Here is a 13,384-nt window from a genome sequence, read left to right as displayed (position 1 = left end):
CCGCGCGGCATCACCCTGATCACCATGCCGGAGCCCCGCTACCAGGTCCGCGCGGCGCACACGCCGTCGACGATCACCGTCTACCAGGCGTACTCGCCGCTGATCGGGCTGCCCGCCGCGCGGGACGGACGCTTTCCCCCGGCCTGGAAACGGGATCGGATGACGTGGATCAAGCCGTCGTTCCTCTGGATGATGTACCGCTGCGGCTGGGGCACCAAGGAGGGGCAGGAAACCGTGCTCGCCGTGGAGATCACGCGCGAGGGTTTCGAATGGGCGCTCGAACACGCCTGCCTGTCCCACTACCAGCACGGCCTGCACGACGACCAGGCCGACTGGAAGCGGCAGCTCCGGCGCGCGCACGCCCGCGTCCAGTGGGACCCGGAGCGCGACCTCGGGCTGAACCCGCTTCCGCACCGCTCACTGCAACTCGGCCTCGGCGGGGAGGCCGCGCGGCGCTACGCCGATGAATGGCTCGTCTCGATCACGGACGTCACCGATCTCGTCCATCGCGTGCACGGCCTTGTGCGACAAGGTGATCACGATGCGGCGCGTGAGCTCCTCCCGGTCGAAACGCCGTATCCGGTCGCGGTGAGCCACCTAGGGTGCGACCTATAAGTCATCCGGCGTCTACAACGTATACAACGTGGTATACGTCGTATACGTTCGCGAGACAGGTGGAGACGCATGGACATCGACCACGGCCGGAAGGCTCTACCCGCGGCGGGTGCCCTGCTGTGCTCGGCGGTCCTGCTGTACTTCGGCACCGGGTTCACTCCGGTCGCCGCGCTCACCTGGCTGGCTCCGTTGCCGGTGCTGCTGGTGGCGCCGCGGGTCTCCGGCAAGGCGGCGGCCGGTCTCGCGTTTCTCGCCTATCTGCTGAGCACCGCCAACAGCTGGTCCTTCCAGCTGGGTTCGCACGACACTCCCATGTGGCCGGTGGGCGTTGTGATGAACGTGGGCATGTCGCTGGTGTTCATGTTCTCCGTCTTGGCTTTCCGCCTCCAGCTCCGCCGGGGGAACGCGTTGCTCGCCGTCGTCACGGGCTCGGCCGTCTGGACCGGGGCGCTCTACGTGGTGTCGGTGTCCAATCCCATGGGCCTGATGGGAACGTTCGTCACCCACCAAAGCGACGTGCCCCTGGTGATGCAGACCGCGGCGGTGACGGGGATGTGGGGAGTCGAGTTCCTCCTCATGCTCGTGCCTTCCACCATCGCGGCGCTGCTGTCGTCCGAAGTGCGGCTCGCCGGGCGAATGCGCGCCGCTGCCGCTGCCGCGACCCTGCTCGCGCTCGCGGTGGGGGCGGGAGCACTGCGGCTGGCCGACGACAGCGGCGGGACGACCACGCACCGCGTGGCCGCCATCGCCACCAACCAGAAGGGATGGGCTCCCGACCTCGCCACACCGGCCGCCCGTGATCTGGCCGCCGCGTACGCGGACCAGATCTCCGATCTTCCCGACGGAGTCAGGACAGTCGTGCTGCCCGAGGCGTCGTTCGGGTCGCACGAGGCCGCCCCCGCCGTCCTCTTCGAGCCGATGAGCCGGGTCGCCAAGGCTCGCGGGATGGATGTCGTGGTGGGCTTCGCCCACTGGGAAGGGAAGATCAAGTACAACTACGCCCTCGTCTTCCCCGCCACGGGTGGCACTCCGATGAAGTACCTCAAACACCACGACAAGGTCAGCCCGCCCGGCCGCGAACTCGTGACCACCAGTACCCAGGCCGGTGTGGAGATCTGCTTGGACGTCAACTTCCCCCAGCCCAGCCGGACCTACGCCGCGGCGGGCACCCGGCTCCTGGCGATCCCCGCTTCGGATGAGAACGACAACGGCTGGCAGCACAGCCGTACAGCTCTGTTGCGGGGCATGGAGAACGGGCAGGCCGTGGTCTGGTCCGCCCGGACCGGCACCGTGATGGTCTCCGACGGCTGGGGCCGGGTGCTGGCCGACGCGCGGACAGGTGGCCCGGCACCGTTCACCACGGTCGTGGCCGACATCCCCACAGGTCCCGGCGCCACGCCCTACACCAGGTTCGGCGACTGGTTCGCCTGGCTCTGCCTCGCCCTTGCGGCTCTTGGTCTTTGGCTACCGCGGAGGCCTTAGTTCCAGGCGAGTCGGGACCGCGTCGCCCAGTACTCCGTCGCGGGTTCGGCGAAGTCCTCCAGCCCGTCCAGGACGACGTCGAGCGCGCGGAGGTTGGCGTCGAGCTGCGTGGTGCTCGCGGCGCCGCTGAGCACCGTGTCCGCCCACGGCTGGGCCAGCGCCGCCGCGATCGCGATGGCGTCAGGACCGACACTGTGGCGCTTCGCCAGCTCGGCGATCCTGGCGGGCGGGTTCGCGATGAGCCTGCCGTTGGCCACGGTTTCCTTGAGCAGCACGTGCGCTCCGGCGTCATGGGCCTGCTTCAGGGCGGGCCCTGCGGAGGGTTCGAGAACGTTCCAAGTGGACTGGACGACGGTGAACACGTCCAGCGCGAGGGCTCGATCCACGGTTTCCGCCTGCGCGGGACCGGATGTGGAGAACCCCACGCGGACACCGGACTCCGCGAGCGCGGCGAGTGCTTCCAGCAACGCGCGATCGGTGAACAGCGGGCTGTCCGGGGTGAGCGAGTGGACCTGGTAGTAGGAGACCTGTTTGCCAAGCAGCGCTCGGGTTTGCGCCCACTGGTCGGTGAAGCGGGCGAGCGAGTGCTCCTTCACCTCGTGCACCTCGGCGTCCGGACGCCAGTCCGCGACGTAGGCGTAGCCCCACTTGCTCGACACGGTCACGTCGGTGATCTCGCGGTCGGCCAGCCAGCCCGCGAGGAACTCCTCGGAGCGGCCGTACGAGCGCGCCGCGTCCACCCAGCGGACTCCGCGCCCGTAGGCGGCGTCGAGCACCTGCCAGCAGGCCCGCCGCATCGCGTCGACGGTGCGGTCGCGCGGCAGGGCGTCCTCGCGGCCGAGGTTGATGTACGCGGGGCGGCCGAGGGCGGCCAGGCCGAGTCCGATCCGGTCGACGGGCATGGGCCCAGCCTAGGCCGCCCCGCGCCGCACACATATGTGAATCCTTGTCACATCCGCGATTGGCTGTCACCCTTGCCGGACCGCCGCGAATCCCTGCTTCACACCGGAGGTTTGGTGATGGCGATGAGGCCACGCGCACTGACCGGGGCCGCGCTCGTCGGCGGACTGCTGCTGCTCGCGCCCGGCACCGCGGGCGCCGAGGTCGAGCCGGGCGGCTGGACGTCCCACTCGCCCTCGTTCACCGTGCAGGAAAGGGGTTGTGGCTCCGTCAGCAACCTCACCTTCACGCTGAGCTGTTCGACCGCGAGCGGTGACCAGCGCGCCGAACGGCGCTACGCGACCTACACCGGCGGCACCCGCCAGTTCGAGGGTTCGTTCCGGATCACCAGCATGGGTGGCACCCGGATCAGCCTCAAGCAGACGTTCCACGAGTCCGCCAGCGGCCCGTTCTTCATGCTCGCCGTCGAACGCGGCGGCAGGCTCTACGCCGTGCACGGTGGCGCCACGGTCGCCAGCGGCGCGACGGTCGGCACCACGGTGCGGGTCAACACCGTGCACCAGGTCGGCAGCGAGCACCGGACGTACATCAACGGTTCGTTGCGGCACAGGACTTCCAGTCCGGGCGGCAGCTTCTACGACAAGTTCGGCGCGTACCGCACCAACAGCGGCAACGGCCCGGCCACGGTGACCTGGAGCAGCATCGGCTTCTGGCGCAAGTAGTCCCTCCCCCGCGGTGGTCCCGTTGCCCTCACGGGACCACCGCCCGGCCATGATGCGGGTGTACCCATGCTGCGAGTTCTCCTTGCCCTGCTTCTGCTCACGGGGTGCTCCGGTGGGGGAACGTCGCTGAGCGCGAAGATGCTCTCCCCCAACGACATCGCCCTGGAGTGGCGCGGCGGCTCCACCACGCGGGTCCTCGAATTCGCGACCGAGCGCGAAGGCGCCTACACCGTCCTCCACTTCGCGCCACCTGGGCAGACCACGTTCACCCATCCCGATCTGATGCCCAAGACACCTTTCTACTACCGGCTGCGTTCCGTCCACGGCCCCGCTTCCGCGCCGCTCGACCTCGCGCTCCCGCCCGGCGAGTTCGACGAGACCGCTGATCATTCCTGGGCTCCACCGCAGACGCTCCCCGGTGCTCCACGGAAGCATCCCGTGCGCTCGGAAGCCGCTCAGCCAACGGATGTGCGCGCAACAGTGATGCACGCCAACGGGATTCGGTTCACGTGGACGGACAACGCGTCGGACGAGGCGGGGTACCTGATCGAGGTGCGCGCGGCGGGGGCTGCGGAGTACCGCGTGGCGGCGGTGCTGGATCCGGACGTCAACTCGTTCGGGTTGATCACGTTGCCGGAGGAGAAGGTGGCCGCTTACCGGGTGCGCGCGTACTTCTACGGTTCGCCGTCGAACATCGTGCACTTGGTGACTGGCGCTTAGTCCCTGCCCCGTATACGGCCAGCAGCGGTCGTGACACCACCCGTGCTTACCCCTCATCCAGCGCCAAGCGATCGGCGTTCTTCCGTTTCGTACTCTTGCCGGGATTTGGGAGCGCTCTCTTGCCCGTTATGAGTACGAAACGGGAGATCTCTAGGTTGCGGCCGCCTCACGTTGGGTGCGGAGGTGGTTGGGGCGCATGAGCACAGTTTACGTGATGCGCGGGGCGCTTGGATGACTTGGAGGACGAGCCCTGGCCTGCGGTTCGGGGGGACATGTTCCTGTCGTACTACGCCTGAGCGGTCAGGGGCGGGCGCGGAGGGTGCCGTCGGCCGCGACGATCACACCCGCCTGGGGCTGAGCGCCGCCGCACTCGGGCTTGCCGTGCGGGAAAACCTGCTTCGGCGTGATCTCGATGTCCTTCTCGACGAGCACCGCACCCGCGGAGTCGGTGAGCCGGACGCTGACCCGGGTCGGCTCCAGCTTCAGGCCGGTCATGTCCAGGAAGCCGTTCTTGGCGCCGGTGGGCACCATCGTGGCCTTGCAGGTGTCCTCCGGCTTCTTGCCCGCGCAGTCGCCCGGCTCGGCCCTGGTCGACTCGTCGAGGTGAACGTCGGTGCCGTTCAGCGACGCCTTGGCGACCTTCGCGGCCAGCGGCGGCTCGATGTCGATGCCGATACCGGCGCGCGCGGCGATCTCGGGGCAGGCGGCGGCGGCCGGTCCGCTCTCCCCGCAGGCGGTGAGCAGTGCGATTCCGGCGAGCACGAGCGAGAACATGCGCATGACAGTCCAGACGGAACGAAGGTGGAACCCGGTTGCACCCACCCTACTGCGGGGTGGCCAGGATCTGCCCGTCGTCAGCCAACCGGGTCTGCAGCTCGCCGATGTCCACCCGCTGCACCGCGCGGTCTCCGGCGAGAGCGAGCGAGGCCGCCAAGCCCGCCGCGTGGCCGAGCATCTGGTACTGCACCTCCATGCGCACCGAGCTGAACGCCACGTGCGACGCGCTGATGCACACTGGCACGATCAGGTTGGAGCACTCGGCGAAGCGCGGCACGATGCTGCGGTACGGGATCTGGTACGGCCGCACCGCAACCGAGAGGTATCCCTCGTTGTACACCGACGGGATCGGGTCGGGGTGTTCGTGCAGCCAGCGCCAAGTGCGGCGGACCTCGCGGATGTCGATGTGGTACGAGCCCATCGCGACCGAGTCGTACTTCGGCACCGGACCGGGCAGCAGGTCGTGCTCGGTCAGCACGTACTCGCCGAGCATCCGTCGGGCCTCGCGGACGTAGAGCTGGTGCGGCAGTCCGCCGGTCGTCGCGAACTCGTCGGCGGGCAGCCCCCACTTCGCCATCCCGTCGCGCACGCGCCGCGGCACTTCCGGATCGGAGCTGACGAAGTGCAGGAAGTCCTGGGTGTAGTCGCGGTGGCGCTGTCGAATGCGTTCCCGCTCAACGGGTTCAGCGTCCGGGTAGGCCCAGTTGCTGCCGTCGAGGAGGTTCAGCGAGAACGGACCGATGGAGTTCCCGTCGCACTTGCCGCCGGGAAGGTTCGGGAGCAGGCCGAGAACCGAGCCCGCGTCGATCTCAATGCCTTGGCGCTCAAGCAAAGCGAAGTATCGCCGACCGAGATCCCAGTCCGCCTCGCGGTAACCGTCACGCCGCGCGAACGGGATGCGGTCCGACGAGCTGCTGAGACACACACGGTAGCCGTACGCCATCACTCCGCCGTCGCCCTCGCCCACATCGACGGTGGGAGCGTCGTGGATGAACGGGGACAGCTGACCGTTGGAGTCGAAAGGCCACAGGTAAGGCGGGAACTCGTGCTTGCCGGGAGCCGGTTCTCGGCGCCCCGCATAGGTTTCGCCGTACAGCTCGCGGTCTTCTCGGCCGACGCGGTAGCTCACGCCCGCCATGGCGAGCAGATCGCCCTCGTAGCTCGCGTCGACGAAAACGCCCGCGCGGTAGACGGTTCCGTTCGAGCCCGTCACCGAGGTGATCTTGCCGTCCACAGTGGACACCGCGACGAGCGAGACGCCGAACACCACGGTGATCCCGGCACGGTCGAGCCAGCCGGTGAGAATCCGTTCGGCCACATGGGGTTCCGGTCCCGCGTAGTGGCCGAGCGCAACGTCGTAGTACTCCGCGACGCCGACTGCGAACTCCTTCGCCATGCCGCCGAGGACCCGGGCATCCCCGAGGTCGGTGTAGCCCAGGCCGCCGGACACCATGCCGCCGACGTTGTGGCCGGGCTCCACGACGGTGACCTGAACACCTTGCCGTGCGGCGGAAACGGCCGCGGTGACCCCGGCCGCGGTCGCGCGGTAGACGAGCAGTTCCGTGTCACTCATCGGCGGGCAGTTCATTCGTGCGAGCGATCTGGGCGTAGTACCGGCCGCTGTCCTTGACTGTCCTGGCCTGGGTCTCGTAGTCGACGTGCACCAGTCCGAACCTCGGCGCATATCCCATCGCCCACTCGAAGTTGTCCATCAGTGACCAGTGGAAGTACCCGCGCACCGGCACTCCGGCCTCGATCGCCTTGTGCAGGGCGTCGAGGTGGTCACGCAGGAACTCGATCCGCCGCGCGTCGTGCGGGGCGTCGTTGAACACACCGCCGTTCTCGGTGATCACGATCGAGATGTCGCCGTAGTCGTTGTGCAGGCGCAGCATCAGATCGGTGAGCGCGGAAGGCGCGATGTGCCAGCCCGCGTCGGTCACCGGCTCCCCCTCGGGAACGTCGGCGACGGCCCAGCCGAACGGCTCGCGCTCCGGGTCCGCGCGCATCAGCCGGGGGCTGTAATAGTTCACACCGATGAAGTCCGAGCCCGAACCGATCACGTCGAGGTCCCCGGTGCGGATCATGTCCAGCGGACCGATCAGCCGTTCGTAGTGCTGCCGCATGTCCTCCGGATAACTCCCGCGCAGCACGGGATCGAGGAACCACCGGTTCACATAACCGTCGGACGCCTCGGACGCCCCGATGTCCTCCGGGCGGTCGCTCGCCGGGTAATGCGGGAAGAGGCTGAAAGCCACCCCCGCCCGCCCGTCACTCCCACTGGCGCGCAACGCCTGGACCGCCCGGCCGTGGCTGAGCAGCAGGTGGTGCATGGCGACGACCGTGCCACGGAGGTCCTTCTCCCCCGGCGCGTGGATGCCGAGCTGGTGACCGAGCACTCCGACGATCCATGGCTCGTTCTGCGTCACCCAGTCCTTCACACGGTCGCCGAACGCATCGAAGCACGTGGACGCGTAGTCGGCGAAGCGCTCCACGACCTCGCGGTTGCGCCAGCCGCCGATGTCCTGCAACGCCTGCGGCAGATCCCAGTGGTAGAGGGTCACCAGCGGCGTGATCCCCTTCTCCAGCAAGGCATCGATGAGCCGGTCGTAGTGGTCGATCCCGGCTTGGAGCGGCTTGCCGGTGCCCTCCGGGAACAGCCGCGGCCACGCCAGCGAGAAGCGATAGCCGGACAGCCCGAGCTCGCTCATCAGCGAAACGTCGTCACGCCAACGGTTGTAGTGATCGCACGCTGGATCTCCGGTGTCACCGTTGCCCACGGCTCCGGGCACGCGGGAGAACCTGTCCCAAATGGACTCTCCGCGCCCGTCCGCGTCGACGGCGCCCTCGATCTGGTAGGCGGATGTCGATGCGCCCCACACGAATCCATCCGGGAACCGTTTAGCCTTCAAGGGCTTCCTCGCAAGCGTAGAGAAGCACCCCGATGCACCAGGAGTGCGACAGTGTGAGCAGCATTCCCTTGGGCTGGTAGCAGGCTGTCTGGTAGAACCGCTCGCTCACCATGCCCCGGTAGGCGTTGAAGTCCCCGTCGTAGCGGGCGATGAACTGCCGGAAGCACGCCAGGTTCTCGCGCGCCGACTCCAGGTAGTACTGGTCGTCGAGGTGCTTGCCCAGCCGCGTCAGTTCCGGTGCGCAGATGAGGCCGTAGGAGTGCAGATGCTGGTTCGCGGGGGACGCCTGGTCGGCTCCGCGAGTACGGAAACCGTAGTGCGCCAACAAGGTGTGCTCGGGGAAGTCGACGTCGTAGGTGTAGCGGAACGTCAACGTCCAGTCGGCAGCCCTGCGCGCGGCGGCGAGCCAACGCGCGTCACCATCGCTCTCGAACAACGCCACATAGGCCATGATCGCCAGATAGCCGTCTTCGGAGCTCGGCGCCAGGTCGACGTCTTCCGGTGCTCCGTAAAGGAATTCGCTCTCCACAGCTGAGAGGTAGTACTCGCCCGCCCGCTGTGCGGCGCGTAGGTAGCTCGGCTCGTTCCACGCCGCCGCAGCCTCGATCAAAGCTGGAATCCACGCGAGCGCGGCGGTTCCCGTCCAGCTCAGCACATTGCCGGTCGCCGACTCGTAAGCCGCACCGAGCGCGCCGTCCTCTCGCTGACCGCGACAGACAACGTCCAAATTGGACCGAACGGCCTTTTCCCATGACCCCCGAGGGCCGCAGTCGACCACGGCGCGAAGCAGGAAAAGTGTTGCCTCACCGAGTGTTCTGGCATGCAAGCGGCCCGGTTCCGGTGTCCAGCCGACACTCCAGCCCCGCTCTGCCGTCCACTGCCCCCAGAATGTCCCACCCGGGGTCAGATTGCCTGCGATGTGGTCGAGAACCGCCTCCGCGGCCTCGATGTAGTCCGTCCGGCCGCGCCGCCGACCGTGCCGCAACAGCGCGTACGCGTACGGAATCCCGCTGATCCACGACACGTGCATGGCCTGCCGGTCACCGCGTTCGCCCAGCGCGTGCCGGTCGAACGCGGCCGTCTCCAGCAACACCGGCGGGTCCGGCTTGTAGTGCCACCGGTACAAACCCCACGCGGCGAGGTCCGCGGCCTCCTCGATGGACACCCAAGGCGTCACCTCGGAAGGCGTGCGCGCATGCACACCGCGCAGCACGTTCGTGTAGGAATGCCGGTCACTACCAAGGAGATTGATGTCGAAGTACAAGCTCTCCGCCTGACCGGGCTCCCATCGGTACGACGGGCAGTCTGCGGGCAACGGCCGCGGAGAGCCGTCGTAGACCACGGGCTCTTCGCGATACGGGAAGTGCAGTCGCAGCACGGGACGATCGCCGTCGAGCGCGAAACCCATTCCGGCCTGCCCCACGGCTGAGCGCTCGGTCGTGACGAGCGCGGCGCCGCCGTTGCGATCCCAGGCGAACACCGCCGGAGTCGCCGCGCGGTCAGCCCGCAGGCTCCACTCGGCGGACTCCAGCAACTCGGGGTCGGGACTGTCCGTGGTGAATCGCGGATAGCGAACGGTGCACTCGGCGACCCGGTTCTCACCGTAGAAAACCCCGGGCACCAACCAACCGGGGTCGTCCGTCGGGCCGAGCACGAGCTCCACCCGGATCGTCGCGTCCACCGGTTCCCCGGCCCGGCAGGTCACGTCGAGCCGGACCGCGAAGCGCCTCCCGTTCTCGGCGGTCGCCCGCGCGACGGCGAGGAAGGACGGGGACTCGCCCTCGATCGACCAGCCGCCGCCCTGACCGTGGGCGGTGCTGGTGATCGCGATCGTCTCGACCTCGCCGTCCGCGCGGAGAACCTTTGCCACACAAGGCAGATGTGGTCCTCGCGGGCCGAACAGGCTCACGGTTGTGGTCCGGAGGCCGACTCCACGACTCCCGCGTGCGTGGCATGCGGCGGCTGCTCGGGGGCGTGCGGCTCCGCCGCGGGAACCGGGTCCTCCAGCAGATCGGTCTCCACGATCGGCTGCTCCGGGTCCCTCGGCACGCGGAAGGTCTTGATCTCCGACGGGCCGAACTTCGCGTGCACCATGCGGTTGAGCAGCGGCAGCTCGATCGTCGCCTCGACCTCCTGCCGCGTCGTCTCGTACGCGCGCACGACCAGGTCGCCGTCGTCGTCCTGCGCTCCCTTGAGGACGGTCAGCAGCACCGCCTCGTTGTCCACCGCGAGGAACGACTGCCGCTGCGGGAGATCACCGTCGTGATAGGACTCCAGCAGCGTGAACGCGCGCTGGTTCAGCTCGGCGGCCGAGCGGACCGTCTCCGCCGTCCGCCAGTCCCCGTCGTGCGGCACCAACCGGTAGGTGAACTGCTGGATGCCCTGGTCGAGGTAGGAGTAGAACTCCTCGGGCTCCAGCTCCTTCGGCTCGTGCCACGCATAGACCGGGCTGCGCGCCACGGTGATCCCGATGTCGCTGTCGCGCACGTCGTGCCCGTACTTGCCGTCGTTGAGCACCGACAGCCCGGCCGTCTGTCCACTGGGGAGGGTCCCGGAGACGTCGACCCAGCTCTGCGCGGCCTCCTCGCTGCCGTCCGTTGGCCGCTCGATGTGGCCGTACGGGATCTCGAAGGCCGCCTTCGCCTCGCTGAGCACCGTCGGGAAGCGGAGCTTCAGCATGCGCTGCTTCTCCTGCCAGTCCAGCGTCACGCGAACCTCGACGTGCCGGGCGTGCACCCCCAGAACGAACTCCTCGACCAGGGTGGAGTTGTTGTAGGTGCTGCGAACGCGAACGATTGCACGCACCGGACCGTTCTCCACGAGCCGCACCGAGTCCACTTTGAACTCACCGGCGACCTTGTCGTAGGAGCGGACGCGGTGCCCCCACGTGTCGGAGAGGTCCTCGATGACGACGGCGTGACCCGCGGAGTTCCCGTCGATCAGCTCGACACCGGAAGCCTTGTCCCGCAAGCTGGTCAGCCAGCCCGTGCCGCGGTCGAACTCCACCGCCAGGAACTCGTTCTCCAGCACGGAATCCTCGGCCCGCACCAGGGTGCTGGCGGGGGTCTCCTTCGCCGGGTAGATCCGGTAGGTGCGGTATCCCATGGGCGGGACGTCGGCGTCGAGCACGAGCTTGCGCCTCCACCCCTGAACGGTGGCGGACGACCGGATCCGCTGCACGGCAACGGGTTCACCGTCGTCGTCGACCGCCTTGGCGTCGAAGGCCGGGAAGCCGCCGAACTCGAACTCCACTCCGGTGCGCAGCGGCCACGGGTGCGGGTTGAACACGATGAGCGGCGTCATCTCCGGCTCGGCCGGGATGTCGATTCGCTTGCTCACCGACTGCACCGCGTGGTTGAAAGCGTTGTTGGCCAAGGACTTCGCGTGCCCGTACTGGTCACGACTGTCCTCATAGGCCGCTTCGATCGAGCAGCCGCCGAGCGTGTCGTGCGACTGGTTGAACAGCACCAGTTTCCACGCTGCGTCGAAATCCGCCAGCGGGTAGGGGATGCCCGCGACCACCGACGCGATGGAGCACCACTTCTCCGCGCGTGCCAACAGGTTCTCCGACTGGCGGTTCCACCGCTTCACACCGGAGTGCGCGGAGTAGCAACCGACCGCGTGGTGCTGCAACTCCCCCGCGTGGACGGGGATGTCCGCGCCGCGTTCGATGAGCCCGTCGAAGTAGGTGCGCGGCCACGAGCACTTCATGCTGGGCAGCCCGTCCACCGCGTCGAGCCTGCGGATACTGTCCAGGTTCGCCTTGGTCGGCCCGCCGCCGTGGTTGCCGACGCCGTAGAACACCATCAGCTCGGGCAGATCCGGCGGCAGCTGCGCCAGCGACTTGTCCACCTGGTAGCCGAGGTCCTGGCTGGAACTGCAGTACTCGTGCGGAATCCGGTAGGTCAGCACGCGCGAGCCGTCCGCGGACTCCCACCAGAAGTACGGTCCGGGCAGGGGCATCTCGTGCGGGCCGGGGCGCATGAAGATGTAGGAGTCCATCCCGCTCTTGCGCAGGATCTGCGGGATGGAGGCGTTGTGCCCGAACGGGTCCACGTTGCAGCCGGTGGTGGCCATGACGCCGAGCTTCTCCCGCAGGTAGCGCTGCGAGTAGAGGCCGTGGCGGGCGAAGGACTCGCCGCCGGGCAGGTTGCAGTCGGGTTCCACCCACCAGCCGCCCGCCACCTGCCAGCGCCCCTCGGCGACGCGCTCCCTGATGCGCGCGAACAGCTCCGGGTCGCTCTCCTCCACCCACGCCAGGTAGACGACGCCGTCCATGGTGAAGACGAACTCGGGGTACTCGGTCATCCGGTCGATCGCGGACTGGAAGGTCGCCCGCACCTCCTGGTAGCCCTCCGGCCACTGCCAGAGCCACACCGGGTCGATGTGCGAGTTGCCGATCATGTGCAGGAGGCGCTGGTCCATCTCTAACCCTTCCGGCCCTGGGTGGCGATCCCTTGCATGAAGTACCTCTGCGCCAGGAAGAACACGATGATCATCGGAACCGTGGTGATCACGCTCCCGGCGAGCACGACCTCCCACTGCTGCTCCCCGCTCTGGCCGAACTGGTCGGAGATCGCCTTCAGGCCGCGGGGCAGGGTGAACAGCTCCGGATCGCGCAGGTAGATCAGCGGTTTGAGCAGGTCCGACCAGCTGGCCTTGAGCTCGAAGATGAACGACACGATCAGCGCGGGGCGGCACAGCGGCACGGCGATCCGCCAGAACAGCGTCCAGTGGCTGGCGCCGTCGATCCTGGCCGCCTCGAACAGCTCCCTCGGCAGGCCGAGGAAGAACTGGCGCAGCAGGAAGATGTAGAACGCGCTGCCGAAGAGGTTCACCGCCCACAGCGGGACCTGCGTGTTGGCCAGGCCGACCGAGTTCCAGATCAGGTAGACCGGGATCATCGTCACCGCGGCAGGCAGCATCATCGTGCCCAGCACCAGGCCGAACAGCGCGTTGCGGCCGGGGAAGCGGAAGTAGGCGAACCCGAACGCGACGATCGAGCTGACCAGCGTCACCGCCGCGGCCGCCGCCAGCGCCACCACGACGCTGTTGACGAACCAGTCCAGCACCGGCGCGGCCTGCCAGACGTCGACGTAGTTCTCCGGCCGGACCTGGTCGGGGACCAGCTTGTTGTCGAAGACCTGCGACCGCGGCTTCAGCGAGGCGCTGATCACCCACAGGAACGGGTAGAGGAAGAGCACGGACGCGCCGATCAGCACGACCCAGAACAGGACGCCTTTCCGTTGCTTCAGCACG

Annotated in this window: 11 protein-coding genes; 4 read left to right on the top strand and 7 right to left on the bottom strand. The window is 68.1% G+C overall.

The annotated features are described in order from the left end of the window. Positions 1 to 24: 24 nt before the first annotated feature. A complete protein-coding gene (locus tag NLX83_RS32435; protein WP_254239046.1) occupies positions 25 to 615 on the top strand; it encodes a DUF4291 domain-containing protein in 591 nt (196 codons plus the stop codon). A 69-nt stretch (positions 616 to 684) separates the two neighbouring features. After that, a complete protein-coding gene (locus NLX83_RS32430) occupies positions 685 to 2,097 on the top strand; it encodes a nitrilase-related carbon-nitrogen hydrolase (RefSeq protein WP_254239045.1) in 1,413 nt (470 codons plus the stop codon). Here the strand turns inward: NLX83_RS32430 and NLX83_RS32425 are convergent. Beyond that, complete coding sequence (locus NLX83_RS32425) at positions 2,094 to 2,999, bottom strand: aldo/keto reductase (protein ID WP_254239044.1); 906 nt, start codon at positions 2,997 to 2,999, stop codon at positions 2,094 to 2,096. The genes NLX83_RS32430 and NLX83_RS32425 overlap by 4 nt on opposite strands. Before the next feature lie 123 nt (positions 3,000 to 3,122). On the opposite strand from NLX83_RS32425, the gene NLX83_RS32420 reads away from it, so the two are divergent. Further along, positions 3,123 to 3,719, top strand: coding sequence for a hypothetical protein (locus tag NLX83_RS32420; protein WP_254239043.1), 597 nt, complete (start codon positions 3,123 to 3,125; stop codon positions 3,717 to 3,719). Between the two features lie 66 nt (positions 3,720 to 3,785). Next, a complete protein-coding gene (locus NLX83_RS32415) occupies positions 3,786 to 4,439 on the top strand; it encodes a fibronectin type III domain-containing protein (RefSeq protein ID WP_254239042.1) in 654 nt (217 codons plus the stop codon). A 300-nt stretch (positions 4,440 to 4,739) separates the two neighbouring features. Here NLX83_RS32415 and NLX83_RS32410 read toward each other — a convergent pair whose 3' ends face one another. The 6 genes from NLX83_RS32410 to NLX83_RS32385 are packed head-to-tail and all read right to left on the bottom strand — an operon-like array spanning position 4,740 to position 13,383. Beyond that, the gene (locus tag NLX83_RS32410) at positions 4,740 to 5,213 is read right to left on the bottom strand and encodes a hypothetical protein (RefSeq protein WP_254239041.1); all 474 of its coding nucleotides are present in this window, start codon (positions 5,211 to 5,213) and stop codon (positions 4,740 to 4,742) included. A gap of 49 nt (positions 5,214 to 5,262) precedes the next feature. Next, the gene (locus NLX83_RS32405; RefSeq protein ID WP_254239040.1) at positions 5,263 to 6,789 is read right to left on the bottom strand and encodes an FAD-dependent oxidoreductase; all 1,527 of its coding nucleotides are present in this window, start codon (positions 6,787 to 6,789) and stop codon (positions 5,263 to 5,265) included. Continuing rightward, positions 6,782 to 8,125: a GH1 family beta-glucosidase gene (locus tag NLX83_RS32400; protein ID WP_254239039.1), complete on the bottom strand. Its 1,344-nt coding sequence runs from the start codon at positions 8,123 to 8,125 to the stop codon at positions 6,782 to 6,784. The genes NLX83_RS32405 and NLX83_RS32400 overlap by 8 nt, the downstream gene beginning before the upstream one ends. Next, positions 8,115 to 9,995, bottom strand: coding sequence for a hypothetical protein (locus NLX83_RS32395; RefSeq protein WP_254239038.1), 1,881 nt, complete (start codon positions 9,993 to 9,995; stop codon positions 8,115 to 8,117). Before NLX83_RS32395 ends, NLX83_RS32400 begins: the two co-directional genes overlap by 11 nt. Before the next feature lie 35 nt (positions 9,996 to 10,030). Further along, positions 10,031 to 12,550: an alpha-mannosidase gene (locus NLX83_RS32390; protein WP_254239037.1), complete on the bottom strand. Its 2,520-nt coding sequence runs from the start codon at positions 12,548 to 12,550 to the stop codon at positions 10,031 to 10,033. Positions 12,551 to 12,552: 2 nt separating this feature from the next. Further along, entirely contained in the window at positions 12,553 to 13,383 is an 831-nt protein-coding gene (locus NLX83_RS32385) for a carbohydrate ABC transporter permease (protein ID WP_254239036.1), read from the bottom strand. Between the last annotated feature and the right edge of the window lies 1 nt (position 13,384).

The organism is Allokutzneria sp. A3M-2-11 16 (assembly GCF_024213555.1).
In the GTDB taxonomy this organism is placed as follows: domain Bacteria; phylum Actinomycetota; class Actinomycetes; order Mycobacteriales; family Pseudonocardiaceae; genus Allokutzneria.
The sequence above is the reverse complement of the archived record's forward strand: the minus strand, read 5'-3'. Positions and strand labels throughout refer to the sequence as shown.